The sequence below is a fragment of the Arthrobacter sp. StoSoilB22 genome, from assembly GCF_019977315.1.
GTDB lineage: Bacteria > Actinomycetota > Actinomycetes > Actinomycetales > Micrococcaceae > Arthrobacter.
Genome location: NZ_AP024652.1, coordinates 2768166 through 2792273, shown reverse-complemented (window position 1 = coordinate 2792273; position 24108 = coordinate 2768166). Strand labels below are relative to the sequence as shown.

The 24108-nt window shown below is 63.3% G+C and carries 24 protein-coding genes; 12 read left to right on the top strand and 12 right to left on the bottom strand.

The genetic code is table 11. From position 1 onward, the window contains the following. Positions 1-33: 33 nt before the first annotated feature. Positions 34-1413 (top strand): MFS transporter, encoded by a 1380-nt coding sequence (locus LDN70_RS12995; RefSeq protein ID WP_223940492.1) that lies wholly within the window; start codon positions 34-36, stop codon positions 1411-1413. Between the two features lie 3 nt (positions 1414-1416). Here LDN70_RS12995 and LDN70_RS12990 read toward each other — a convergent pair whose 3' ends face one another. Then, positions 1417-2391: an AraC-like ligand-binding domain-containing protein gene (locus LDN70_RS12990; protein ID WP_142938691.1), complete on the bottom strand. Its 975-nt coding sequence runs from the start codon at positions 2389-2391 to the stop codon at positions 1417-1419. Between the two features lie 235 nt (positions 2392-2626). On the opposite strand from LDN70_RS12990, the gene LDN70_RS12985 reads away from it, so the two are divergent. Next, positions 2627-4102 carry an APC family permease gene (locus LDN70_RS12985; protein ID WP_223940491.1) on the top strand — a complete coding sequence of 492 codons (1476 nt, stop codon included), beginning with the start codon at positions 2627-2629 and terminating at the stop codon, positions 4100-4102. A 7-nt stretch (positions 4103-4109) separates the two neighbouring features. Here the strand turns inward: LDN70_RS12985 and LDN70_RS12980 are convergent, their stop codons facing one another. Continuing rightward, positions 4110-4856, bottom strand: coding sequence for an IclR family transcriptional regulator (locus LDN70_RS12980; RefSeq protein WP_142938706.1), 747 nt, complete (start codon positions 4854-4856; stop codon positions 4110-4112). 129 nt (positions 4857-4985) lie between these two features. Between LDN70_RS12980 and LDN70_RS12975 the strand changes: the two genes are divergently transcribed. Beyond that, positions 4986-6320: an MFS transporter gene (locus LDN70_RS12975; protein ID WP_142938693.1), complete on the top strand. Its 1335-nt coding sequence runs from the start codon at positions 4986-4988 to the stop codon at positions 6318-6320. Positions 6321-6392: 72 nt separating this feature from the next. On the opposite strand, the gene LDN70_RS12970 is transcribed toward LDN70_RS12975, so the two are convergent. Next, positions 6393-7061, bottom strand: coding sequence for a phosphoribosyltransferase (locus LDN70_RS12970; RefSeq protein ID WP_208096097.1), 669 nt, complete (start codon positions 7059-7061; stop codon positions 6393-6395). 86 nt (positions 7062-7147) lie between these two features. Between LDN70_RS12970 and LDN70_RS12965 the strand changes: the two genes are divergently transcribed. Beyond that, a complete protein-coding gene (locus LDN70_RS12965; RefSeq protein ID WP_142938695.1) occupies positions 7148-7561 on the top strand; it encodes a winged helix DNA-binding protein in 414 nt (137 codons plus the stop codon). Between the two features lie 3 nt (positions 7562-7564). Here LDN70_RS12965 and LDN70_RS12960 read toward each other — a convergent pair whose 3' ends face one another. The 5 genes from LDN70_RS12960 to LDN70_RS12940 form a co-directional block, all read right to left on the bottom strand. Next, positions 7565-8392: an alpha/beta fold hydrolase gene (locus LDN70_RS12960; protein ID WP_142938696.1), complete on the bottom strand. Its 828-nt coding sequence runs from the start codon at positions 8390-8392 to the stop codon at positions 7565-7567. A 4-nt stretch (positions 8393-8396) separates the two neighbouring features. Continuing rightward, positions 8397-8726 (bottom strand): biotin/lipoyl-containing protein, encoded by a 330-nt coding sequence (locus tag LDN70_RS12955; RefSeq protein WP_014922133.1) that lies wholly within the window; start codon positions 8724-8726, stop codon positions 8397-8399. Continuing rightward, positions 8719-9792, bottom strand: a complete 1074-nt coding sequence (locus tag LDN70_RS12950; protein WP_142938697.1) for an alpha-ketoacid dehydrogenase subunit beta — start codon at positions 9790-9792, stop codon at positions 8719-8721. Before LDN70_RS12950 ends, LDN70_RS12955 begins: the two co-directional genes overlap by 8 nt. Beyond that, entirely contained in the window at positions 9785-10837 is a 1053-nt protein-coding gene (locus tag LDN70_RS12945) for a thiamine pyrophosphate-dependent enzyme (RefSeq protein WP_223940490.1), read from the bottom strand. The genes LDN70_RS12950 and LDN70_RS12945 overlap by 8 nt, the downstream gene beginning before the upstream one ends. A gap of 141 nt (positions 10838-10978) precedes the next feature. Further along, on the bottom strand, positions 10979-12364 hold the full coding sequence (locus LDN70_RS12940) for an amino acid permease (RefSeq protein ID WP_223940489.1): 1386 nt from the start codon (positions 12362-12364) through the stop codon (positions 10979-10981). 174 nt (positions 12365-12538) lie between these two features. Between LDN70_RS12940 and LDN70_RS12935 the strand changes: the two genes are divergently transcribed. The 6 genes from LDN70_RS12935 to LDN70_RS12910 all read left to right on the top strand — a co-directional run bounded on the left by LDN70_RS12935 (position 12539) and on the right by LDN70_RS12910 (position 19093). Next, on the top strand, positions 12539-13012 hold the full coding sequence (locus LDN70_RS12935; RefSeq protein ID WP_014922130.1) for an Lrp/AsnC family transcriptional regulator: 474 nt from the start codon (positions 12539-12541) through the stop codon (positions 13010-13012). A 110-nt stretch (positions 13013-13122) separates the two neighbouring features. Continuing rightward, a complete protein-coding gene (locus LDN70_RS12930; RefSeq protein ID WP_142938700.1) occupies positions 13123-13842 on the top strand; it encodes an NUDIX hydrolase in 720 nt (239 codons plus the stop codon). Then, positions 13839-15146 carry a quinolinate synthase NadA gene (gene nadA, locus LDN70_RS12925; protein WP_223940488.1) on the top strand — a complete coding sequence of 436 codons (1308 nt, stop codon included), beginning with the start codon at positions 13839-13841 and terminating at the stop codon, positions 15144-15146. The genes LDN70_RS12930 and nadA overlap by 4 nt, the downstream gene beginning before the upstream one ends. 72 nt (positions 15147-15218) lie before the next feature. Further along, positions 15219-17051, top strand: a complete 1833-nt coding sequence (locus LDN70_RS12920; protein ID WP_223940487.1) for an L-aspartate oxidase — start codon at positions 15219-15221, stop codon at positions 17049-17051. Continuing rightward, positions 17044-17916, top strand: coding sequence for a carboxylating nicotinate-nucleotide diphosphorylase (nadC, locus tag LDN70_RS12915; protein ID WP_223940486.1), 873 nt, complete (start codon positions 17044-17046; stop codon positions 17914-17916). Before LDN70_RS12920 ends, nadC begins: the two co-directional genes overlap by 8 nt. 7 nt (positions 17917-17923) lie before the next feature. Beyond that, entirely contained in the window at positions 17924-19093 is a 1170-nt protein-coding gene (locus tag LDN70_RS12910; protein WP_142938708.1) for a cysteine desulfurase family protein, read from the top strand. A gap of 15 nt (positions 19094-19108) precedes the next feature. Here LDN70_RS12910 and LDN70_RS12905 read toward each other — a convergent pair whose 3' ends face one another. From LDN70_RS12905 to LDN70_RS12895, 3 genes are all read right to left on the bottom strand, one after another. Continuing rightward, complete coding sequence (locus tag LDN70_RS12905; protein ID WP_142938709.1) at positions 19109-19600, bottom strand: GtrA family protein; 492 nt, start codon at positions 19598-19600, stop codon at positions 19109-19111. 18 nt (positions 19601-19618) lie between these two features. After that, a complete protein-coding gene (locus LDN70_RS12900; protein WP_223940485.1) occupies positions 19619-20497 on the bottom strand; it encodes a fumarylacetoacetate hydrolase family protein in 879 nt (292 codons plus the stop codon). 100 nt (positions 20498-20597) lie between these two features. Continuing rightward, complete coding sequence (locus LDN70_RS12895) at positions 20598-21170, bottom strand: DM13 domain-containing protein (protein ID WP_223940484.1); 573 nt, start codon at positions 21168-21170, stop codon at positions 20598-20600. Positions 21171-21318: 148 nt separating this feature from the next. Here LDN70_RS12895 and LDN70_RS12890 point away from each other — a divergent pair, with 148 nt between their 5' ends. Next, entirely contained in the window at positions 21319-22515 is a 1197-nt protein-coding gene (locus tag LDN70_RS12890; protein ID WP_223940483.1) for an SLC13 family permease, read from the top strand. On the opposite strand, the gene LDN70_RS12885 is transcribed toward LDN70_RS12890, so the two are convergent. Then, entirely contained in the window at positions 22512-23180 is a 669-nt protein-coding gene (locus LDN70_RS12885; RefSeq protein WP_166840260.1) for a DUF1684 domain-containing protein, read from the bottom strand. The genes LDN70_RS12890 and LDN70_RS12885 overlap by 4 nt on opposite strands. A 54-nt stretch (positions 23181-23234) precedes the next feature. On the opposite strand from LDN70_RS12885, the gene LDN70_RS12880 reads away from it, so the two are divergent. Then, positions 23235-24074: a hypothetical protein gene (locus LDN70_RS12880; RefSeq protein ID WP_166840262.1), complete on the top strand. Its 840-nt coding sequence runs from the start codon at positions 23235-23237 to the stop codon at positions 24072-24074. The last annotated feature ends 34 nt before the right edge of the window (positions 24075-24108 follow it).

Sequence of the window (24108 nt, the reverse complement as noted above, 5' to 3'; positions counted from 1 at the left end):
GGACGATGCGCATCCTTTAGCGAACCCGGATTGATGGAAAAAACTTCTGTAACGTCACAGCCTGCACCCCAGGCTCCCTCCCGCCCCTCCCGCCTGCCGGGCCGTTTCGCTCGGCTGCCTGAACTGGCGGGACCTGGTTTCCTGCCCTTGGGGCTCTTCGCCAGGCTACCCTTGGCCATGCTGACCGTGGGCACCCTGACCTTGGTCACAGCCGTCAGCCACTCCTACGCCATCGGCGGCATGGCAGCCGGAGCCGTCGGTATCGGCTCGGCGGTGGGGGCTCCCGTCCTGGGCTCCCTGGCCGACAGAGCCGGGCAACGGATCGTGCTGCTTGTGGCGGCAGTGGTCAACACCCTTGCTGTAGTGGGGCTCCTTGCTGCTGCGTACCTCACTACCGGTTACGGTTCCGAGGGCGAGGCGGCTGGTGTCCTCATTGTGGCCTTTCTCGCTGGCGCCAGTTGTCCCCAGGTGGGGCCCATGGCCCGTGTTCGGTGGATGGCGCTGACCACCCGTAATTTGTCCCCGGCTGCAGCAAACGGGGCCAGAAGCGTAGCAGCCAACCGGGCCGACCTTGATACCGCTCTGTCCTATGAAGGCACCGCTGACGAGGTCACTTTTGTCCTGGGCCCCGCCTTGGTGGGTGTTCTTGCCAGCTTGGTGGCACCCTGGTTGCCGCTCGCTTTGGCCGCTGTCATGACCATCACCCTGGTTCCGGCCTTCGCCGTCCATCCAAGCCAACACGCGGTGGTGCCCGCACCCCGCAAGCCGCGTACCGGCGTCGCGCCTTCCAATGGACAAGCCTCTATTGGCGAGCACTCCGCCCAAGTCCCTGCGCAGCGGCGTCATCGTTGGGCCGGAGCCGTGGTGGCCGTTCCCGTGGTGGCCATGGTGTGCATGGGTACGTTCTTTGGAGCTACCCAGAACGCGCTGAGTGCCTTCTCGGCGCAGTACGCTACGGCCGAGATCGCCGGACTGCTGTATGCAGTGATGGGGCTTAGTTCAGCTGTGGCGGCGCTGTCTGTAGCTTTCTGGCCGCAACGGTTCAGTCTGGCTTCCCGTTGGGTCGCCGCAGCGCTGGCGATGTCCGTTTTGTCGCTCCTGTTGCTTCTCCCTGCTGGTATTTGGCCCATGATCTTTGTCCTGCTGATACTGGGAATCCCCGTGGGGCCAGTGATGGTCACCGTCTTCAGCATCGGCGGCGTGGTGGCTCCAGCCGGTCGCATGGCCACTGTGATGACGGCGCTCGCCAGCGGAATCGTGGCAGGAACAGCGTTGGGCTCCTACCTGGCCGGGCAATTGGCGCAAACGCAGGGGCCGGGCGCAGCCTTTGTCGTCTCGATGGCGGCTGCAGCAGGGCTGTTGCTGCTGGGTGTCCTCACATCCTTGGTGATGATGCGCCAACCTCAGGGGTAACCGCTATGCGGCACTGCGGTAGCCGGTGGGGGAGTTCCCGAAAGCTGCGCGGAAGATGCGGCTGAAATGGGCTGCATCGGTGAACCCCCACCGCGCCGCGATGGCTGTTACAGGTCGATCGGCCAGCACAGGATCTCTAAGGTCCCGCCGGCACCGTTCCAGTCGCCGTTGCCTGATGGAGGAGGCTACCGTGGTCCCGATTTCCTGGAAGAGGTCGTGCAGATGCCGCGTTGAGATGTAGTGGGCCGCGGCAATGCTTCCGGGGGAGAGTCCAGGATCACCGAGGTTGGCCTCGATGTAGTCGTGAATGCGGCCAAGCAGCAGCAGATGCGGATCCCTGCCCGTCTCGATCAGTTGATCGAGCTCACCGTTGAAAAGTGTAGTGACCAGGTCCAAGGCGTTGTGGACCAACCGGAGTCCATTGGCCCCGGAGAGGGCCTCAAGGTTGTCGGCCAGTTTCACCAGGAAGGGGCTGATGAGCTCGCCCAGGCCCTCATCGCCCGGAATTCGCAAGGCTGTCACATGTCCCATGGCTTCGGCGGGCAAGTCCAACAAAACGTGCGGGAACATGAGCACCAACGTGCGGAAGTCGTCGTCGAAGGTTAATTGATACGGACGCGAGGTGTCGTAGATGGAGAGGTCCCCGGGGCGGAGCACGGCCTCGCGCTCGTCCTGAACCAGGCGGCCCGATCCACCGAGCTGGATGCTGAGTTTGAAAAAGCGCCCCGTGGACTTGGCAATCAGCTCCGGCGTGCGAAGCACAGTGTGGGGCCCGGCTGTAATCTCCACCACGGAGATCTGCCCCAGCACTCGTGCCCTCATCATGCCGTGGAAGTCAGTGCCCGGGAAGGAAGAGCTGTTGGGGCCCGTAGCCAGCAGGGGCACGAAAGAGCTGGAGATTGCTTTGCTCCACTCCTGGAACGACTCCGCCACAATGGTTTCCACAGTTGCGGGGCCCATATCAGCCGCGACGGTCATCAAACTCCTTTTCAGTGGCCCGCGGCGCCGGTGCCACTGGGGCAGGGAATGCCGGGTTTGCGGGCGTGAGCTTGCCCACGATTCTACACCGGCGCCCGCATGGGCTCGTGCTTGCGTGCAGCGACAAACTCCCTGCCGTGTGAGACAAGTCACGCGACGCCGCTGCGGTGGAAGATTGCGGAATGACACACACCGTGCCGCGCAATCTCCAGCGGCACCGAGGCAGGAGCACACTATGAGCGTGGACAACCCCGTCAAGGGCAGCGCCCCCGGAGCCGTAAGCACCAAGGGTCGGCTCGGCGTACCGGCAGTAACCTTCATGATTATCGCGGCCTCGGCGCCGCTGACCGTGCTGGCGGGCGGCGTGACCACCACTTTCGCGGTCACCGGGGTCACCGGCGTGCCGTTGTCCTTCTTGATCCTTGGTGCAATTCTGGCGCTTTTCGCCGTGGGATACGCCGCCATGAGCCGGCACGTCACCAACGCAGGAGCGTTTTACGCATACGTTGCGCAGGGCATCTCAAGGCCAGCCGGGGTGGGCGCGTCACTGATCGCCCTCATGGCATACAACCTGATGCAAGTGGGCATCTACGGGCTGTTCGGCTTTACGGTCTCGTCACTGCTGTCCGCCCGCCTTGGTATCAGCATGCCGTGGTGGCTCCCCGTGCTGGTGTGCATCGCGATCGTCGGATGGCTGGGGGTGAACAGGGTGGACCTGTCCGCTAAAGTCCTTGGCGTCCTGGTGGCACTGGAGTTCCTGGTGGTCATTGTGTACGACGTCATCAGCCTCGCGGTGGCTCCAGAAGGTATCAGCGCTGCAACTCTAAGCCCCGAAAGCCTGTTCGTTCCCGGTATCGGAGCGGTACTCTCCTTCGGCATCGCCGCTTTCATGGGATTCGAATCCGCCGCCATTTATGGTGAAGAGTCCAAGGACCCACAACGCACGGTCGCAAGGGCAACGTTTGCTGCGGTTGGCATCATCGCTGTCTTCTATGCAGTCTCTGCCTGGGCCATGACCGTGGGAGCGGGACCGTCCGCCGTGATTGAGACTGCCACCACTAATGGCCCGGACATGATCTTCGCCTTCCTGGGCGACCACGGTGGCGTGTTGCTCAGCGACATCGCCCAGGTCCTCTTTGTCACCAGCCTCTTCGCCGCACTCGTTAGCTTCCACAACGCGGTGGCCCGCTATTTTTTCTCCCTGGGTCGCGAGCGCGTCCTGCCGTCTGCGCTGGCGAAGGTGCGGACCGAAAGCGGGGCGCCGTTCGCCGGTTCGCTGGCGCAGACGGTGATTGCCGTCGTCGTAACCGTCGCCTTTGCCATTGCCGGTGCGGGTTCCGAACTGGGCGAGCTGTACCCCGTGCTGACCATGTTCACATGGCTCACCAACAGCGGAGCCATGGGGCTCGTGCTGCTCATGACCGTAGTGTCGGTGGCGGTGATCGGGTTCTTCCGCCGGCAGCAGCACGGGGCGGGCCTGTGGGTCAGGGTGATCGCTCCCGGCCTGGGGTTCGTGCTTCTGGCTATCGTCTTTGTGCTCATCATGGCCAACTTCAACGTCTTGCTGGGGCAGACCGAGTCAACGGCGGCGACGTTCGTCCTCCCGATGCTGGTGCTGCTGCCTGGGCTGGTTGGCGTCATGTGGGGATTGCGGCTCCGGCGCTCTCAGCCTGACGTGTACGCCCGGATCGGCCATGGCTCGGAGGGCTAACGCAGCGTCAGGCCAGTTGGCTTTCGATTCGGGCAGCGCTGTCCGCGAGCGCTTTGCCGACTTCGTCGGGGTCCTGATCCAAGCGGATATAGACGACGGCGATCGCTGCCGGCCGCCCGCCCGGGACCCTGATGGGGGCGGCAATGGAGGACAATCCTGCAATGACTTCGTCGTGGCTGGTGGCGTACCCCAGGCGGCGGGCTTCGTGGGCTTCGGCGCGGTAGGGGTTCGGAGCGCCTACCTGCTGCCAGCGCTCTTCGGTCATGGTTGATTGGATGGCGATCCCGGGGGCGCCGGTGGCGATGGGGTGGCGGTTGCCCGGGTGCTGGGCCAGGGCGGCGCCGGAGTGCCGCGGTTCAACGGTGACAAGGTTGACGCACTCCTGGTGGTCCCAGACTGCGACGAAGGCGGTCATATGCAGCGTGTTGGCAAGTTGGGTGAGCTCGGGCAGCGCCGCAGTTTGCAGGCTTCTTGAAACACCGCGGGCCAGGACGGACAGGCCCGGGCCGGGTTGAACGCGCCCGGAGTCGTCGCGCACCAGCAGCGAGTGGTCTTCCAGCGTCCGCAGGATCCGGTAGGCCACGGAACGGTGTACGCCAAGGGCCTCGGTGAGTTCGGCGATGCTGAGGGGCCTTTCGGCGGCCGCCAGAATCTCCAGCGCGCGGATTCCGCGTGAGAGGGTTTGCGACGGCGGAGCTTGCGTTGGTGCTTCCGTTGGGCCCTTGACGTCGCTGCGGGGGTTCATGCGAACCATTCTATGGTGGCCCACACCGCAGGGGTCTGTGCTTTGGCTCACAGGTTGTAGTATTCTTTCCTAACTGACCGTTCTGTCGGTTAATGCACGTCAAGCGCCGACCAGTCACTCTCACCCCATGGAGTTCCAATGACCGCAACTTCCACTGTCGACTCTCCGTCAGGACCCAGCAGCAAGCGCGAGGAGCGCAGGGTACTGGCCGGGACGTTGGTGGGCACCACCATTGAGTGGTACGACTTCTTCATTTTCGCCCAGCTCACCGCCACCCTGTTGGCGCCGTTGTTCCTTTCTCCCTTGGAGAAGTCCAACCCGGGAGTAGCCCAGCTCCTGTCTTTCGCCACGATCGGCATCAGCTTCCTGTTCCGTCCCCTCGGGGCCTTTGTGGCCGGACACCTCGGCGACAGGATGGGCCGCAAGGCTGTGCTTGTCATGACGCTGGTGATGATGGGTGCTGCCACTGCGCTGATCGGCCTACTGCCCACCTACGCCACTATTGGCCTTTGGGCCCCCGTCCTGCTGATCACCCTGCGCGTTGTCCAGGGATTCTCGGCCGGTGGGGAATGGGGCGGCGCTGCACTGATGGCCGTGGAGCATGCACCTCTGAAGAAGCGCGGGCTTTTCGGCGCCTACCCGCAGATCGGTGTTCCGATCGGCATGATCCTGGCCACGGGGCTGTTGTTCCTGCTGCAGTCGGGGATGTCCAAGGAAGACTTTGCCTCTTGGGGATGGCGTGTGCCGTTCCTGCTGTCCGTGGTCCTCATCGTGGTGGGATACCTGATCCGTCGCGCCGTTGGTGAGAGCCCCGTCTTCAAGGAGATCGCCCAGCGCAAGGCTGAAAGCAAGGCGCCCCTGGGTGAACTGTTCCGTAAGAACAAGAAAGAAGTTGTTCTTGCTGCCTTGATCTTCATCGCCAACAACGCTGCCGGCTACCTGCTGATCGCCTTCTTCATCTCCTACGCCACACGTACCTTGAAGATGCCTACGCCTCAGGTCTTGCTGGCCACCACCATTGCGTCCTTCGGGTGGCTCATCTTCACCATGGTGGGCGGTTGGTTGTCGGACAAGATTGGTCGCGTCAAGACGTTCCTGATCGGTTATGGCCTGGTCTTCGCGTGGATGATTCCCATGTTTGTGCTGATCGATTCCAAGGACATCGTGCTCTACGGAACTGCACTGTTCGTCCTCACTATCGGACTGGGTCTGTCCTACGGTCCAATGTCCGCCATGTATGCGGAGATGTTCCCGGCCCAGGTCCGGTACTCGGGAATTTCCATCGGCTACGCGCTCGGTGCAATCCTGGGCGGCGCTTTCGCTCCGCTCATTGCCCAAGCTCTCCTGGATACCACCAAGTGGTCCGGATCGGTGGGCATCTACATCATGGTTCTCTGCGTGATCTCCGCAATTGGCGTGATTTTGGCCAAGGAAACCCGTGGCCGTCCGCTGGGGTACAGCGTCCACCACTAACAAATGGCAAACAAAAGACGGGTGTGGTCCACAGGGACCGCGCCCGTCTTTGCGTTCAGACCACGACGGCGGCTACTTACGGCCGCTGGCACCGGCACCTTCCAACTGGCCTACGACGTCGGCGTCGGACAATTGCTCGAAGCGTTCATAAAATGCGCCAACTGCATGGAACTTGCCGGGCGTGTGCAACGCGATCACAACGTCGCAGACCCGGGCCAAGGAGGTTGAGGCCTCCAGGGAGGCGACCGGCACTGCAGCGATGACGGTGCCGGCCCCGCCGGCCCGGACGGCCTCCACGGCTGCCCGCATGGTGGCGCCGGTGGCCAGTCCGTCGTCGGCCAACACCACTGTTTTTCCGCGAAGATCGTGCTCGATGCCGGGGTATTTGTGGGCACGGCGGATGAGTTCGGAACGTTCATGGGTTTCCACGGCATCCAAAGCGGACTGGGAGATTCCGTGCGCGAGAATGAGCTCCTTCAGGGGCCTGTTGACCATTCGCAGGACGTCGCCCTGCGACCACGCCAGCGCCCCGAAAGCGGTCTCGTCACGGCCGGGGATCCCCAATTTTCGGACCAGCACGGCGCCAAACGGCAGGTACAGTTCTGCGGCCGCGGCTGCGGCTACCGGGACTCCACCACGGGCCAGGCCCAGGACGATGGTGTCTGGCCGTTCCCTCAGTTGGGGGAGTGCTTCAGCCAGGCGTCGACCGGCTTCCGCGCGGTCCTTGAAACGCATGCCCATCTGCTCCACTTCCACGTAATTCGTTGCACTCCCAAGCCTACAGTCCACACCTTGCCCGGTGGCGCGCCCACTGAAAGCATGGCCTTGTGAACAAGCCCATCGGATATTGGATCAAGAGGCTCGACGCCGCACTGGAAATACAGCTGGACGCCACCCTGGCCAGGATCAAACTCACCCGGCGCCAATGGCACACCTTGGGCACGCTATCGGAGGGTGCCATGCGGCCGGATCGATTGGAGGACATCCTGCAGCCGCTGTGGGGCGGCGATTCCCGGCTGCGCGAACGCGAACTTGCGGCCTTGGTGGGGCGGGGAATGATCATCATGATCGACGACAGGCTGGCGCTGAGCGACCGGGGCCGCGAGAAATACCACGAGGCCCAGCGCTTGGTGGAAGATGCGCGTCAGGACCTGTCCATGGGCATAGGCATTGACGAGTACGCGATGGCCCTGAGCGTGTTGGAGCGCATGAGCCTGAACGCGGAGCGACTGGCCCGCTGAGACCTACACGCCGAGGAACTCGACCGCAGCTTCCTTGAAAGCCCGGCTAGTAATGACATTGGTGTGGGTGCGTCCCGGGATCACCAGGGTCTCCACCATGCCGCCACGCTTGCCGGCAATGGAGGCCAGCTCCGGCATGGTGGCTGCCCGTTCGTCTTTCTCTCCTGCCACGAGCAGCAGTGGCATGTGAGGGGCGGCCTCTGCAGGATCGAAAGGTTCGCCCTTGATGGCTTCGATGAGCGACAACATGGCAAACAGGTTGTTGCTTGGAAGCATTTGGGCCATCTTCAGCAGGCCTGCCGTGGACCCGTCCTCGATGGGTGTACCGTCGGCCAGATGCCGCTGCGCGGCCACGAGGTCGAAAGCTGCCAACGGATCCGCCGAGCTCGGCCCGCCCAGGACGATGCGGTGAACGAGGTCCGGCTGGGTGGCGCCGAACTCCCACGCCAGCCTGGAACCGAGCGAGTAGCCAATGACGTCCAGTCCCGTGGAAGGATCGCCTTCGCGCAGGGGCCGGGCGCCGGCGTCGGTCACTATTTGGAGAAGGTCGGCGCGGATGCGGCTGGGCGTGTACGAATCCAGGTCCTCAGGGGAGTGGCTCCGGCCGTGACCGGGCAGGTCTACGGTGATGACCCGGCGCCCTGCGTCCTGAAGCGTGGTGATCCAACCGCTGTCCACCCAGTTCAGTTTCGTGGAGGAAGAGAAGCCATGGATCAGCAGGACGGGGCGCAGCCCGGCGTCGGTAGTCGGCTCATGGACTTCCACGAACAGTCCGGGGTCGGTGCCCTCCACTGTGTGCCCGTGCTGTTCCATGGTGTGCCTTCCGGTCATCACGTCAGTCCTCATCCAGTACGGCGCTCAGGCGGACCCGGCGCTTGGGTGCTTCGTCCTTCGGAACAGTGCCCACGATCCCGGCAGTGTCATCCGGAACCTCGAACACGATCAGCGGCTCGCCAACGTTGATCGTGTCACCGGGCGCTCCGTGAATACGCACCACTTTACCCGCCTGCGGGCTGGGCAATTCGAGGGCCGACTTGGTGGTTTCCAACTCCACGATCGCCTGGTTGCGTTCCACCTGCTGACCGGGCTCCACGAGCCAGTCCAGCACTGTTGCCTCAATCAAGCCCTCGCCGAGGTCCGGAAGGGGGAAGGAAATTTCAGCCACGGCGGTACTCCAGTACGCGTTGGATCCCAAAGAGGATGCGGTCGATGTTGGGGATGTATTCGTCTTCCAGGTCTCCGGAGGGATAGGGCACGTCGAAGCCCGTCACGCGTTCCACCGGCGCTTTGAGCGTCGCGAAACAGCTCTGCGTGATGAGTTGGGCCACTTCGGCGCCCAGGCCTGAGGTCAGCGGCGCTTCATGGACGACGACGGCGCGGCGCGTCTTCCCGACGGAGGTCGCCAACGCTTCCGCGTCGATCGGTTTCAGCCAGCGAAGGTCCAGGACTTCGACGTCGATGCCGTCTTCGGCCGCCAGTTCGGCAACCTGCAGGCAACGGGCCACCATGGCGCCCCACGCCACGAGGGTCAGGTGCCTGCCTTCCCTCGCCACGCGGGCGCCGGTGAGGTTGCTGCCGTTGTCCGCTCCGCCGTCGTGCGCTGCAGTGGCCGCATCCACCGAGGTGAGGTCCACCGGTCCCTTCTGCCAATAGCGGGACTTCGGTTCCATGAAAATGACCGGGTCCGGTCGAGCTGCCGCGTACTTGAGCAGGTGGTAGGCATCGTTCGGGGTGGACGGTGATACCACTTTGAGCCCCGGAACGTGGGCGAAGAGCGCCTCCAAGGACTCTCCGTGGTGCTCGGGTGCACGGATACCGCCAAAGCTGGGCACGCGCAGGGTGATGGGCATGGGCAGGGTCCCGCGGCTGCGGTAGTTCATCCGTGCGATCTGGCAGACGATCTGGTTGATGGCCGGATACGCGAAGCCGTCGAACTGGACTTCGGGGATGGGGTGGAAGCCTGCCACGGCCAGGCCCACGGACATTCCGAGGATGCCGGATTCGGCAAGCGGGGTGTCGAAGACGCGGTCCTCGCCGTGCTTTGCCTGGAGGCCGTCGGTGATGCGGAAGACGCCGCCCAGCCGGCCGCAGTCCTCGCCAAAGATGACCGCCTTGGGGTTCTCGGCCAGGATCTCGTCCAGGGCACGGTTGAGTGCTTGCTGCATGGACAGTTGCTGAACGCCAGCTGCGGCAGCTTCAATGCCTGGCAAGGCAGTCATGGTCTCAGACATGTTCGGACTCCTCGCGCCACGCGGTGGCCTGGGATTGAAGGGCGGGCGTTGGTTCCTGGAAGACCAGGCCGAACATTTCGGCGCCGGGGCGGGGGCCCAGGTCCTCGATGCCGGTACGGATGGCTTCCTCTTCTTCTTCGGCCTTCCGCTGCGCTTCGGCGAAGAAGGCCTCGTCTGCAACCCCTTCGTCGAGCAGCCGCTGCCTGAAGCGCTCCAGCGGATCCTCGCCGGCGTCGGTGCGTTCCTCGTCCAGCGTGCGGTAGCGGCCGGGATCGTCGGCGGTGGAGTGCGGCCCGCGGCGGTAGGTCATGGCTTCAATCACCACGGGTCCGTTGCCGGCGCGGCAGTGCGCTAAAGCGGAACGAGTGGCTTCGAAAACAGCTACCACGTCATTTCCGTCCACCTGCAGGGACGGGATTCCGTACCCGGCAGCGCGAGCCGCGACCGATCCGCCGGCTACCTGGCGTTCCGTGGGGAGGGAGATGGCCCAGCCGTTGTTCTGGATGAAGAACACCACGGGAGCCTTCATGACTGCCGCGAAGTTCATGGCTTCGTGGACGTCGCCCTGCGAGGAGGCGCCGTCGCCGAAGTACGTCATGGCAACGCCCGTTTCACCCTCCGCGTGGCCGGAAAGGGTTTGGCCATGGGCCCAGCCGACAGCGTGCAGGACGGAGCCCGCAACCACGGCCTGAATGGGTGCGAACCTGGATTCCAACGGGTTGTACATACCACCGTGCCACGTGGCCTTATGGGTGGACATGTAGCCCACCATGTCCAGGCCCATCGCCCGGGCAACGCCCATCTCTCGGTAGGTGGGGAAGACGAAGTCACGGGTCCGGTCAACGGCGTAGCCGCTGCCTACCTGGGCGGCCTCCTGGCCGAGCTCCGGGGCGTATCCCGGGATGATGCCTTGGCGCTGCCAGGCGACGGCTGAGGTGTCCAGATGCCGGACGGCTGCCATCAGGGTGTACAGCTCACGGAGTTGATGGTGGGTTAGCGGGGCCGCGTCATCATCGACGGCGGCCAGCACGGCTTTGGTAGTCATGGCTGTGACCCTAGTCACCCATTACGCCTGTGCGCAATCAGTGCAGTTCTAGCGGCACACTTTGTACATTTTGGGCATACAAAGAAGCCCTACACAGTACAAACTGTGCAGGGCTTCCTGATGATGATGATGAGCAGCTGGCTACTCGACCGGCGTGGTCTGCCTGCCAGCCTTGGCCCTGGCGTTGAGGAAGCAGCCGGCGGCGATGACCATGATCAGGATGAACGTTCCGATCAGCTGCCCGGCACTTTCCGGGTTGGCGAAGCCCACCACCAGGATGAGGCCCAACAGGACAAGGCCCACGATGGTGAGGAAGGGGAATCCCTTCATGCGCAGCGGCAGCTCGGTGCCGTCCCGGTCAGCCCTGCGGCGCAGGATGAACTGCGAGACCAGTGCGGTGCCCCACACCACGAGGCATGTGGATCCCACAAGGTTCAGCAGAGCCGGCAGGATCTTCTCCGGAAACAGCAACTCAAGGACCGTGGCGATGAAGCCGAAGGCAACTGAGATGCCGACTGCGGCGACGGGAACCTTTGAACCGCTCAGGCGGGACAGGAAGCGTGGAGCTTCGCCGCGCTCTGAGAGGGAGAAAATCATGCGGGAGGCGCCGTAGAGGTTGGCGTTGAGGGCGGACAGCAGGGCGACGACGGCTACCAGGGTGATGGCCGCTCCGGCGCCGGGGATTCCTGCAAGGTCCAGAACTCCGGCGAATGGGGACTTCAATCCTTCCGATCCCACCGGAAGGACGGCTGCGATCACGAACACCGAGCCGATGTAGAAGACCAGGATGCGCCAAACAACTGTACGGATGGCCTTGCCTACGCTGTGGGCGGGGTTCTCGGTTTCGGCGGCGGCGACGCTGACGATCTCGGTTCCACCGAAGGCGAAGATCACGACGAACAAGGCGGCCGCGATGCCGCCGATGCCGTTGGGGGCAAAGTCGCCAAACGCTGAGAATCCGGGGGAGGGCACGTTAGGCAGCCAACCCAAGAGCAGGGCTGCGCCGATCAGCAGGAAGATCACGATCGCTGCGACCTTGAGGATGGCGAACCAGAACTCGAACTCACCAAAGTTGCGGACGCCCACAAGGTTGATGCCCGTGAAGACCACCATGAAGACCAACGCTAGGACCCATACGGGGATGACGGGCCAGATCGAGAACAGCAGACCGGCTGCTCCGATGGCTTCGGCTGCAATGACTACTACCAGCTGCAACCACCACAACCAGCCGATGGTTCCGCCGGCGGTCTTGCCCATGGCCTTCTCCGCGTACACGGAGAACGCGCCGCTGTTCGGGTTGGCTGCCGCCATCTCGCCAAGGGCCCACATGACCAGGATGATCAGCGTACCGGCGACGAGGTAGGAAATAAGGACTGCCGGACCGGCCGCCTGAACGCCTGCCCCCGAGCCGAGGAAGAGGCCCGCGCCGATCGCGCTGCCTAGCCCCATCATGGTGAGCTGGCGCGGCTTGAGCGAATGGCCGAGGCCGGATGTTGGCGCAGGAGCCGCGATGGACTTCGTTGTCATACGTGTCTACCTTCTATGGATTACATGCTGGTTTGGCGTGCTGGCCTCATGGGTTTGGCACGCGGGCGTCGACGACGCAGCAAGAGCCGTGGAATAATTCTCGCAGTTTGTAAGATACATCACTTTTTGCTGTAGCGATGTGATGGGTAAGTTACCCCGGGGACAGGAACTTTGATGCTGGTGGATGCGCTTGATGCAAAAATTGTACGTTTCTTCACTGATTCACCGCGATCTTCAGTGCTGGAAGCTTCCCGCGTGCTCAGGGTTGCCAGGGCGACGGTGCAATCCCGGATAGACAGAATGATTGAAAACGGGGTCATCGGTTCCTGGGTTCCCCAGCCTGATCCCGCCAACTTCGGCTTTCCGGTGGTGGCGTTCTGCTCGGTGACCATCACCCAGGAAATCGGCCACGATGCCATCATCGAAAGCCTCAGTGCCATCCCGGAAATTATCGAGGTTCACACTGTCACTGGAAATTCGGACCTGATGGTGCGGATCGCCGCGCGGTCCAACCCTGATATGCAACGCGTCCTTGATGCCATGATCGCCACCAAGTCCGTGGTCCGGTGTTCGTCGGTCATCGTCCTGAACAGCCACATCCAGGGCCGCACGCTCCCGCTGATGGAAGCTGCCGCCAAGCCAGTGTGACGTAAAGCATTTTGCTCCGCGTCGATCGAGCCGTACCATTAGTTCTAGTCAACATGACTTTAACTAGCGCTTCACTGACCGGGGAGCGTTTCGGACGGCGATGAAGCGAGGTGAACGCCGTGAACACCAACTCAGCCAACGTTGCCGAGCGGCGGCTTGCACCGCCGTCGCTGGCTATTTCAACGGTGATTTTCGCCCTCCGCCCCAGCGAGACATCCGGGCGCCCAACCCTGTGGTTGCCGTTGGTACGGCGTATCCGTGAGCCTTACAAAGACATGTGGGCGCTCCCGGGTGGACCGTTGGCCCACGACGAATCCCTCCAGGATGCGGCTTCACGGAACCTCCGCGAAACCACCGGCCTGGCGCCTCACTACCTTGAGCAGCTCTACGCTTTCGGCGGCCTCCATAGATCGCCCACCCAAAGAGTGGTCTCCATCGTGTACTGGGCACTGGTGCAACCCACTGAAGCTGCCCTCGCTGACGAGTCCGAGAATGTGCGCTGGTTCCGGGCAGACAAGCTCGCCGAACTGGCCTTCGACCACAACGCAATCGTGGACTACGCCCTGTGGCGGCTGCGCAACAAGATGGCCTACGGGACCATCGCCTACCACCTGCTGGGAGAGTTTTTCACCCTCGCCCAGGTCCGCGAAGTCTACGAGGCCGTGCTGGACCGCCAGCTCGATCCCGCTAACTTTCGCAGGCACGTCAAGGCAACACCGGAAATCGAAGAAACCGGTGAATACCTTCAAGGCGGAAAACACCGCCCGCCACGCCTCTACCGCTTCACCGGCACGCCCGGCCTCGGGCCAGATAACAGGAGTACACCATGAGCAGCGTTAACACTGCCGTCCAGCTGATCACTCGCGAAGAAGCCGAGAAAGGCCTCTCCCGCGCAGGGGCCACGTGCAGCCCGGCCTTGGCCAGGGGCCCATGGGAGTACGACCTCGCCGAAGCACTTGCCGGCGAACCTGCTTATGGCCCGGGTGCTTCCAGCGAGGATGTCGCTCCCAAAGCCACACCGCGCCAGGGCCAGCTGCCCGATGAGTACAAAAAAGCCACCGACGCCGAACTTGACGCCCGCATCCGGGCCGCCAAAGCGACACTCGGGGACCGGGCCGTCATCCTGGGCCACTTCTACCAGCGTGACGAAGTCATCCAGTACGCGGACTTCGTGGGCGATTCCTTCCAGCTCGCCAACGCTGCCCTGACCAAGCCCGACGCCGAAGCGATCATCTTCTGCGGTGTGCACTTCATGGCCGAGACAGCGGACATCCTCTCCACGCCCGAACAGGCCGTCATCCTGCCAAACCTTGCCGCGGGATGCTCCATGGCTGACATGGCAGATGAAGACTCCGTGGAGGAATGCTGGGAGCAGCTTGAAGAAATCTTCGGCACGGACCCGGATGCCTCCGGCCGGGTACCCGTCATCCCTGTCACCTACATGAACTCCTCTGCAGCACTCAAGGCGTTCTGTGGCCGCAACGGTGGGATCGTCTGCACCTCGTCCAACGCCAAAGTGGTTCTGGAATGGGCGTTCGAACGCGGTCAGCGCGTTCTGTTCTTCCCCGATCAACACCTGGGCCGCAACACCGCCAAGGCACTGGGCGTCCCGCTTGAGCAGATGCCCATGTGGAACCCGCGCAAGGAACTTGGCGGCAATGACGAACAGGTACTACAGGACTCCCGGGTCATCCTCTGGCACGGCTTCTGCTCAGTCCACAAGCGCTTCAACGTGGGCCAGATCGAGAAAGCCCGGCAGGACTTCCTGGGCGTCAACGTGATTGTCCACCCCGAATGCCCCATGGAAGTAGTGGACGCCGCAGACTCCGCAGGATCCACCGACTTCATCAAGAAGGCCATCGCCGCCGCCACCGAACCCACCACGTTCGCGATCGGCACCGAGATCAACATGGTGAACAGGCTCGCCGCCGAATATCCGCAGCACACCATTTTCTGCCTCGATCCCGTCATTTGCCCCTGCTCCACCATGTACCGCATCCACCCCGGATACCTCGCCTGGGTCCTGGAGGAACTCGTGGAAGGACGCATCGTCAACCGCATCACCGTTGACGACTCCGTGCAGGACAACGCCAAAATTGCGCTCGAACGCATGCTGGCAGCCAAACCTGCCTAAAACCGACGGCACCACAAAGCCGGCATCACCGTCCGGGCGCATCAAGACCCGACTAGCCGAATCGAGCCTCATATGACTACAGAGAGCCTTACCGGCGGGGCCGCCTCCCAAAGGCTGGTCGTCGTCGGAAGCGGCATCGCAGGTCTGTACTCAGCCCTTCTTGCTGCCGATGCCGGCGCGGAAGTGGTGCTGCTGACCAAAGGTGCGCTCGCAGACAGCAACACCTACTACGCCCAAGGCGGGATTTCCGCTGTGCTGGACGAGCCGGCCCCCGGCGATACTGTGGCAGCCCACATCGCCGACACACTCAAAGCCGGGGCCGGCCACTGCAATGAAGAAGCAGCACGGGTGCTGTGCACTGAGGCCCGGTTGGACATCGCAGGACTGGCACGTTTCGGCGTCCACTTCGACCTTGACGACGACGGCGATCCCGCACTGGGTCTCGAAGCCGCCCACTCAGCTCCCCGCATCCTCCACGCCGGTGGCGACGCTACAGGAGCCGGAGTGGCGGCCGCGCTGATCAAAACCGTGCTGGACTTCCAAGCCGCAGGAAAGATCCAGGTCATAGGGCACGCCCACGTGACATCGCTCTCCTTGGGGGGACCGGGCGGCGGCCGTGTAGTGGGAGCGAACTTCCTCCACGATGGCCGCCACCTCGGCGTCCACGGCGACTCTGTGTTGCTCGCCACCGGGGGAGCCGGCCAGCTGTTCGCCCAAACCACCAATCCCTCAGTGGCAACAGCGGATGGCCTGGCACTGGCGTGGCGTGTTGGGGCGGCCGTGGCAGACCTTGAGTTCTTTCAATTCCACCCAACGTGCATGGTTCTCCCGACTGAGGCACGGGAAGCAGAAGGCAACAACGACCCCCTGCTCATCTCCGAAGCGGTACGGGGCGAGGGCGCCATCCTGGTAGATGCCACCGGTCACCGCTTCATGCCCGACTACCACCCTGATGCCGAACTCGCACCCAGGGACGTCGTCTCCCGCAGCATCGCCCTTCACCTCACAAAACTCGGCGACCCCAACGGCCACGTGTTCCTGGACGCCACCGTGATTGAGGAAAGCCGAGGAAAAGGCTTCCTGGCCAAGCGTTTCCCCACCCTCAGCAAACGCACCCGCCAAGCCGGCGTTGACTGGACCACCGAGCTTGTTCCTGTAGCACCCGCGGCCCACTACTGGATGGGCGGCGTGGTCACCGACCTTTACGGCCGCACCTCTGTTCCCGGGCTACTGGCCGCCGGCGAAGTGGCGTGTACCGGGGTGCAAGGTGCCAACCGGCTGGCCAGCAATTCCCTGCTCGAGGGCCTCGTGTTCGGAAGGCGGGCTGTTGAAGCGTTCCTCCTTGGTGACCGCGACGCCGCAGGCCCCTTGGCGCCTGCGCTCGCGCCTCGTACCGGCGATCGCCTCGCAGGCTCGGCGGCCGGTTCGGGCGCTCACGCGACAACGGCGCTGTCGGAACCTCCGGCCCCGCTACTGGGTTCGGAATTGGAACTTGAGCCGGTGCCTGCTCCTGTTTCCTGGGAGTTTGAGTCTTTGCCGGGGCCGGGGGCTCGGGAGGTTTCTTTTGCGAAGGCGGGGGTGTTTTCGCGGGGGGCACTGCGGCGGTTGATGACTGCCAAGGCCGGGGTCTTGCGTGATGGTGCTCTGATTCGTGAGGCCGGGGTGGCGTTGGCTGCCTGGGCAGAGGATGTGCTTCCACTGAATGTTCCTGAGTCTTTGGATGTCCGGGAGCATGAGGATTCCAACCTCTTGTTGGCGGCGCAGTTGCTGGTGCATGCTGCCCGGGAACGGCGTGAGTCCTTGGGGGCGCATTACCGCAGCGACAGCTGGGAGGACCCCGGAGTCGTCGAAGATATTGACAAGCGTTACACCATGAGCCGGAAAGTGAGCCTCGTCCATGACTAACCTGACCCTCCCCGCTGCCCCCGTCCGGGACATCCTGGAACGGGCGTTCGCGGAGGACGCGCCCAGCGGCGACATCACCTCGCAACTACTGATCCCCGCCGACGCCCGGGCAACTGCAGTGTTGAATGCGCGAGTCCCCGGGGTCTTCAGCGGCGGTCCCGTTTTCCGTGATGCCATGAAGCTCGTGGACCCGGACACGGAAGTGGAATTGCTCCTCGCCGACGGTGAGGCCTTCGACGCCGGAACACACCTCGCGCGGGTCAGCGGCAGCGCCCGCTCGGTGCTCCTCGCCGAAAGGGTGGGCCTGAACCTGGTGCAGCGGATGAGCGCCATAGCCACCAAAACGGCGGAATTCGTCCGGCTTGTGGAAGGGACGCGCGCCCGGATCACGGACACCCGCAAGACCACCCCCGGACTTCGTGTGCTGGAGCGCTATGCGGTGCGCTGTGGTGGGGGAGCCAACCACCGCTACAGCCTCTCCGACGCCGTGCTGGCCAAGGACAACCACCTGGCCGTCATGACCGGAGGCGACTCCAGCAAACTGACCGAGCTGCTGATTGCAGCCAAGGCCCAGCTTGGCCACACCACCCACTTCGAGGTGGAAGTGGACCGGGCCGAGCAGATTGAACCCGTGTTGGCTGCCGGTGTGGACACCATCATGCTGGACAACTTCTCCATCGAACAGCTCCGTGCCGGGGTCAAACAGGTGGACGGACGGGCCATCGTGGAAGCCAGCGGCAACGTGAACATCAATACCGTCACCGAGATCGCTTCCGCCGGCGTGGACGTAATTTCCATTGGTGGCCTGACCCACAGCGTGAGCGCCCTCGACCTGGGGCTGGACGTCGTTCTAGAGACAGCCTGACCATCCCATGATCTTCCTTGACGCCGCAGCCACCACTCCGGTTCGCCGTGAGGCCCTTGAAGCCATGTGGCCTTACCTGAGCGGCGAGTTCGGCAACCCCTCCAGCCACCACAGCCTGGGCGAAACGGCAGCGGGTGCGCTTGCCGGAGCCCGTTCCGGCGTCGCGAAGGTCCTGAACTGCCGTGCCGGCGAGGTGACCTTCACTTCCGGCGGCACGGAAGCGGACAACCTTGCCGTCAAAGGCATAGCGTTGGCGCGGAAGGCGGCTGATCCGTCGCTGAACCGTGTGGTGATCAGTGCCATCGAACATCCCGCAGTGGAAGAATCAGCCCGTTACCTGGAACGGGTGCATGGATTCACCGTGGATGTGCTCCCCGTGGACGGGAAAGGTCTGGTCTCCATTGATGGCTTAAGGTCGGTCATAGGCCCCCACACCGCTCTGGTGAGTGTCATGTACGCGAACAATGAGGTCGGAACCGTCCAGCCCATTGCAGCCTTGGCCGCAGTGGCCCGGGAACACGGAGTGCCGTTCCACACGGACGCAGTGCAAGCCGCTGGGTGGTTGCCGGTGGACGTGAAAGCGCTCGGTGTGGACGCGTTGAGTATTTCCGGACATAAACTTGGTGCGCCCAAGGGATCCGGTGTCCTGTTCACCAAGGGGCGGCTTCGGGTGGAGCCCCTGGTGCACGGTGGCGGCCAAGAGAAGGCAAAGCGCTCGGGCACAGAGAACGTGGCAGGGGCTGTTGCGTTGTCCACGGCGCTCAAGCTCTCCCACGCTGAGCAGCCCCATCAAGCAGCGCGCGTTTCGGATCTCAGGGATCAGTTCATCCAGCGGATCCTCGCCACCGTACCTCACGCCCTGCTCACAGGACACCCCATCCAACGCCTGCCCTCCGTAGCTTCTTTCTGCTTCCCCGGAACCAGCGGCGAGTCTGTGCTGCTTGAGCTGGAGCGGCTCGGCGTGGTGTGTTCCAGTGGATCGGCCTGCGCGGCGGGATCCGACGCACCCTCGCCGGTGCTCCTGGCCCTGGGTATCGCCCCTGAAACGGCCCAGACGGCGGTGCGTTTCAGCTTCACCTCAACTGTCACCGACGCCGAACTGGAACAGGCAGCCGCTGCCGTGGAAACCGCCGTCGGACGCGTCCGGAACCTGGCTGTCCCCCAAGAAAAGCAGTAATTACTACCTGGGTGATCACACGTGCCGCGCGCGCCTGAAAATCCAATGCCGCAGCAGGGTAAACCGGACCGCCGTGGCCACGAAACCGGACAACGTGGTGGTCCACAACTCTTCGGTGACCGTGGCTTCGGGCCGAAGAAGATGCAAAACACCCAGGCTCCCGCCGGTGATGATCAGCGCGATGCCAATCACAATCACCCCACTGAGGTGGTCTTGCGCACGTTTCCTGCGGCCGGTGATTTTGAACGTCAACCGTCGATTCAGGGCCGTGTTCATCAACGACGTCAGAACCAGGGCAACTGCGTTGGCCAGCTGGGGATCGATCCACGGACGCAGCACAGCGTAAATGGCCAGCGAACTCGCCGTGCACACCACTCCGACTCCGGTGAAGCGGATCAATTGCCGAACAACCGGGTACTTCAGGACGCCGCGATGCCGTTTGCGTTGACGCGGGGGCTTTTGAGAGGGAGACGGGCGTAGCTCAGTGGCCTCCGCAGCTATCTCCATGGGGTTAAGCCTGACACACTATGCGGGCTGCTGTTCCCAGGAAGCGCCTGTCACGGGGTTGTGAAGCTCGCCGATTCCTTCCACGCGGCACACCACGGTGTCTCCCGGTTGGATTCGTGCGCACTCCGCGGGGAACCCTGTGAGCACAAGGTCGCCGGGCTGGAGCGTTATGAATGAGCTCAGATAGACCATGATTTCGTCCACTTTCCAGCCCAGGTCCGCTGAACTCGCAGTCTGCAGCTCCTTGCCGTTGTGCACAATCCCGATCTCCAGGTTTGAGTCATCCAGGCTGGTGACTATCCACGGACCTGCGGGAGTGAAGGTGTCCTGGCTTTTGGCGCTGATCCAGAGTTCGTCGGACTTCTGGAGGTCGCGGGCGGAGACGTCGTTACCGATGGTGTATCCGAGAATTGCCGACCTCGCTGTTTCCAAGGTCAGGCCTCGGGAGGCACGGCCGACGACGACCGTCAGTTCAGCCTCCGGGTCCACGTAACCAACGGTGGAGCTCAACTGAATTGCTTCGCCCGGTCCGATCACGCTTGATGCTGCTTTGTGGAAGGCCTGTGGCGGCAGGTCCCGGCCAGGCTGCCCGGTGTTGTGCGCCATGCCGAAGACGTTTGCAGGTACCGAGGGGGCCAAAAAAGTGAACGCATCCTGGCTGACCACCGCCCCGGGTTCCCACCCGTTTCTGGCCGGGCTGCTGGCATTGGCCCTCGACGTCGGGAAGGGGGACTCCACCACAGTCCACTGTGTGCCTTCCGCCGAGTCGAAATCCCGGGCGTCGTTGGCCACAAAGAACTGCTCGTCAGGAGACTGGCGGGCCAAAGTTTGATCGGTGGCAGTTGCGATCGGAACGGGCCGGACTCGGGCGATGCGACGGGAAAAAGGCGAAGTCATGATGACATCCTACGTCCTTCCTGGCCGGTGGGTTGCGTTGTGGGGCCCGCTCTGCATGCTTTGCCACTCCCTTAGCGAGCAGAGCGGGCCTCACAACTCATCAGATGAGGGGCGCGGATCCGAATGCCACGCTGAAGCGGTCACACCACAGCACCACGGATGTCAGCCCCGTGATGTCCGTTCCTGGCGGAAGTAGGTAGTTGTGATTGCCGTGCGTGGCTTTGACCGCACCGAGATCCACGTATCGGCCGGACCGGTATTTGAACCAGTCGCCGCCGGCCGGCAGGCTGCTCAACCAGACTTTGACGTCCGGGCCGTCGCTGCTGGCCATGTCCTCGAGCCGCAGCAGATGGCTGCCATCGGCAAGTCTCACCAACCGGGCAGTGCCTGTGGTCTCATGCTCTTGGGATTGGAAAGTGCCCGAGCCAAGAACCACCGGTGCCTCGGGAGTTGCGGGTAAGGGAATTGCGGGAGCCTGTGCGCTCGCGGAAGCGGGAGCCTGTGCGCTCGCGGGAGCGGGCGCGGCAGGCAGGGCTTCGTAGACGCTGCTGCTGGTGAAGATGCGCCACGGCTGGAACAGGGCGGCCGCCACAACCACTACGGAAAGGACCACCACCCCTGCCACAACCGCTAGGATCCTGTGGGCCCGGATCATGCGCTGCAGTCTGTTCATGCTTCAAAGTTAGGCTTCGCGGCAGGGCTTTGGGGGTTCTTTTGCTTACAGGACGGTGACGCCTTCTTCCAGTGCCGTGGAAGGAACTCCTGTGCAGAAGGAAGCGCCGTGCAGGATGAACACAGGACCCGGGCTTAGAATCCGTTCCATGCGTCTGGCGATTATCGGGTTGGTCCTCCTTGTGGCTGGTGGGGTCACAGTGGTTACGGGTGTCCTGCCCTGGCAGGAGGTGGCAGTCCTTGCAGACCGGGTGGCACCCATCCTGGGTTTTGTCATTGCCATGACGGTGGTTACGGAACTTGTCAGTGAGGCCGGCGCCTTCCAGTGGATTGCCCGCCATGTGCGGGGGTGGGGGCGTGGACGCAGTGTCATGCTGTGGTTGCTGCTGGCGTTGTTTGCCACACTCAGTACCGTTTTCCTGTCACTGGATACGACGGCGGTGCTGCTCACCCCGGTGGTGGTCACCGTGGCCCGCCAGGCGGGCCTCCCCGTTCTGCCCTTCGCCCTGACCACGGTTTGGCTGGCCAACACTGCCAGCTTGTTGCTTCCCATCTCCAACCTGACCAACCTTTTGGCGCAGCACAATCTCGGTGGCATCAGCCCGGCACAGTTCGCGCAACTGATGTGGGCGCCCTCGCTCGCGGCAATTGTGGTGCCCTTGGCATTTGTTGCTGTGGTTTTCCGGCGGGAGCTTCGCAAAACCTACGCGCTCGATTCCGCCCGTCCGGCCCCGACCACCTCATCCACGGCAGCGCCGGACAAAGTCCTGCTCCTGGTCAGTGCGATCGTCCTGGTGTTGCTGTTGCCGGCGTTGGTATCCGGTGTCGCCATTTGGATTCCCGCCGCGTTGGCTGCCGCGATACTCGCCGTGACCTTCGCCGTCCGCCGACCCAAGGTGCTCAAGGTGGCCTTGATCCCGTGGTCCTTGCTGCTCTTTACCTGCGGCCTCTTCCTTGTAGTGGAAGCAACGCAATATCTTGGCGCATCAGTGCTGCTTGGCCAGGTGGCAGGGCAGGGGAACGGGTTCCTTGAGCTGCTGAGGCTGGCCATGACAGGCGCCCTTGGCTCAAACGTCGTCAACAACCTGCCGGCTTACCTTCTGGCCGAGCCACTGGCCGGAACTCCTACCAGGATGGCTGCGCTGTTGGTGGGGGTGAACGCGGGACCCCTGATCACTCCGTGGGCCTCTTTGGCCACCTTGCTATGGCACGACCGCTTGGTGCGGATGAATGTACTGATCAAGTGGAGGGGGTACGCGGTCTTCGGCCTGATGGTGGCGCCGCTGACAATAGTGGCGGCCATTGCGGCCCTCGCAGTTGTCGGCCCCGGAGGGGTGTTTGGTTAGCCGAGATACTGTTCGCCCACTGGGACCTCGGCAGCCAGGCGGTTTGCTGGTCCCGCCAGCGGACACGCCCAGGCCTCGTTGTAGGCGCAAGATGGGTTGTACGCGAAATTGAAGTCCAGGACAAACTCTTGGTCTGCGCCGGATCCCCGCGTCCCATGGAACGAACCCTTGACCGTGTCCACCAAGTACCGTCCGGCGCCGTAGCTTCCGCCGTCCTTGCCTGCAGTGGCGTCGCGGAACGGCACGAAGATCCCGCCCCCGTAGCTCCTGAGCTTCCAGGCCGCCAACGAGCCCAGCCCGGGGAGGTCGAAAGTGCCGATTCGGACGAATGGCACCAACCCGTCAGTCCCCGTCTCAACGTTCATTTCCTGGCCGGCTCCCTCGGGTGACAAGGCGGCGTACCTCCGGAAGGAGGAATCGTAGTCAGCTGTTGGCAGTCCGGAGAAGGAAGCCTTCATATCGGCGGTGAGCGCTGAAGCCGGATGCGTAGCGAACATCAGGTCCCGTTCCTGCCGCCAAAACACGTGGGCGTCGAACGGGTTGGTGGCCGCGAGCTGGCGCACTTTGTCGTAGAGGGCGAACGTCCGCAGGCGCCAATCAGCAATATCAATAGCTGACATGGCGGGAATGTCGTCTTCGAAATAGTCCTTCTGGTCAGGAGCCATACACTCAGCCTAGTCCTGTGCGTGTCGCAGGACTGCCGCCGATAGGCTGTGGGCATGAAGGGCATCCTGAACCTGCGCTGCAATCCGATGCGGCTTGCCGTGTTTGCCGTGGCGGTCACAGTCCTCGCCGGCACAGCATCCTGCTCCGCCGAGAACAAGGGCCCGCAAGTCAACTCCACTACCGGCTCCCAACCAAATAGTTCGGAATCGGGAACGGCAACACAGGGCAGCACGACGCCGGCGACAGGCACCGGCGAAACTCCAAGCACCGGCGGGAGTACTTCGGCCAGCCCCGGGTCAAGCCCGGTGGCGACGGCGGTGTCCTGGAAGACGTACACGGACTCCGCCAAAACCGTCAGCTTCGAGTTACCTCAGGAGTGGATAGCCCAGTCGGTAACGCCGGAGGCGGGATCGTTGGCCAACGCTGTGAAGGTGGAGGTCAAGGATGCCGAGGGGCGGTACATAGCCACGCTACACACCGGGTTGCCTACGACGTCGCCTGCCGCCTGCCCGGCCGGTCAGGCACGCCCCTATGTGGTGATCAGCAGTGTGCCATTGGACATTCCCCACTCGGATGGCCAGGACACCATTGATCCGCGAGTAGTCTTCCGCGTGGTTCAGGGCTACAAGTTCTTCGGCTCTTACGGCATCACCAATATGGTGGCGGGAGTGGACGGACAGGCCTGCGAACTGAGGAACCGGGTTCAGGGCCCAGCCGGCAAGGGCGACATCACCTTTGGGGATGTCCCGGTCATCCATGCCTTTGCCGCTGATGAGAAGGTGGCACCGGCCAAGTCTTTCGATACCTTGGACCTGGCTGCAAAGTATGCGGTCCACGGTTCTGAATTCGCCAATGTCCAGCGGATGCTACTGTCGCTGAAGGTTAATCTGTAGCTCTGCGATTGGCTGATTCACATAAATGGCGGCA

What these genes read in the sequence shown, in the direction of transcription:
- LDN70_RS12950 (WP_142938697.1), bottom strand. Translation starts at nt 9,792, where the DNA reads ATGTCTGAGACCATGACTGCCTTGCCAGGCATTGAAGCTGCCGCAGCT.
- nadC (WP_223940486.1), top strand. Translation starts at nt 17,044, where the DNA reads ATGACTAACCTGACCCTCCCCGCTGCCCCCGTCCGGGACATCCTGGAA.
- LDN70_RS12935 (WP_014922130.1), top strand. Translation starts at nt 12,539, where the DNA reads ATGCTGGTGGATGCGCTTGATGCAAAAATTGTACGTTTCTTCACTGAT.
- LDN70_RS12895 (WP_223940484.1), bottom strand. Translation starts at nt 21,170, where the DNA reads ATGAACAGACTGCAGCGCATGATCCGGGCCCACAGGATCCTAGCGGTT.
- LDN70_RS12900 (WP_223940485.1), bottom strand. Translation starts at nt 20,497, where the DNA reads ATGACTTCGCCTTTTTCCCGTCGCATCGCCCGAGTCCGGCCCGTTCCG.
- LDN70_RS12990 (WP_142938691.1), bottom strand. Translation starts at nt 2,391, where the DNA reads ATGACCGTCGCGGCTGATATGGGCCCCGCAACTGTGGAAACCATTGTG.
- LDN70_RS12975 (WP_142938693.1), top strand. Translation starts at nt 4,986, where the DNA reads ATGACCGCAACTTCCACTGTCGACTCTCCGTCAGGACCCAGCAGCAAG.
- LDN70_RS12885 (WP_166840260.1), bottom strand. Translation starts at nt 23,180, where the DNA reads ATGGCTCCTGACCAGAAGGACTATTTCGAAGACGACATTCCCGCCATG.
- LDN70_RS12960 (WP_142938696.1), bottom strand. Translation starts at nt 8,392, where the DNA reads ATGACCGGAAGGCACACCATGGAACAGCACGGGCACACAGTGGAGGGC.
- nadA (WP_223940488.1), top strand. Translation starts at nt 13,839, where the DNA reads ATGAGCAGCGTTAACACTGCCGTCCAGCTGATCACTCGCGAAGAAGCC.
- LDN70_RS12970 (WP_208096097.1), bottom strand. Translation starts at nt 7,061, where the DNA reads ATGGGCATGCGTTTCAAGGACCGCGCGGAAGCCGGTCGACGCCTGGCT.
- LDN70_RS12920 (WP_223940487.1), top strand. Translation starts at nt 15,219, where the DNA reads ATGACTACAGAGAGCCTTACCGGCGGGGCCGCCTCCCAAAGGCTGGTC.
- LDN70_RS12945 (WP_223940490.1), bottom strand. Translation starts at nt 10,837, where the DNA reads ATGACTACCAAAGCCGTGCTGGCCGCCGTCGATGATGACGCGGCCCCG.
- LDN70_RS12890 (WP_223940483.1), top strand. Translation starts at nt 21,319, where the DNA reads ATGCGTCTGGCGATTATCGGGTTGGTCCTCCTTGTGGCTGGTGGGGTC.
- LDN70_RS12940 (WP_223940489.1), bottom strand. Translation starts at nt 12,364, where the DNA reads ATGACAACGAAGTCCATCGCGGCTCCTGCGCCAACATCCGGCCTCGGC.
- LDN70_RS12905 (WP_142938709.1), bottom strand. Translation starts at nt 19,600, where the DNA reads ATGGAGATAGCTGCGGAGGCCACTGAGCTACGCCCGTCTCCCTCTCAA.
- LDN70_RS12880 (WP_166840262.1), top strand. Translation starts at nt 23,235, where the DNA reads ATGAAGGGCATCCTGAACCTGCGCTGCAATCCGATGCGGCTTGCCGTG.
- LDN70_RS12980 (WP_142938706.1), bottom strand. Translation starts at nt 4,856, where the DNA reads ATGGTTCGCATGAACCCCCGCAGCGACGTCAAGGGCCCAACGGAAGCA.
- LDN70_RS12985 (WP_223940491.1), top strand. Translation starts at nt 2,627, where the DNA reads ATGAGCGTGGACAACCCCGTCAAGGGCAGCGCCCCCGGAGCCGTAAGC.
- LDN70_RS12995 (WP_223940492.1), top strand. Translation starts at nt 34, where the DNA reads ATGGAAAAAACTTCTGTAACGTCACAGCCTGCACCCCAGGCTCCCTCC.
- LDN70_RS12910 (WP_142938708.1), top strand. Translation starts at nt 17,924, where the DNA reads ATGATCTTCCTTGACGCCGCAGCCACCACTCCGGTTCGCCGTGAGGCC.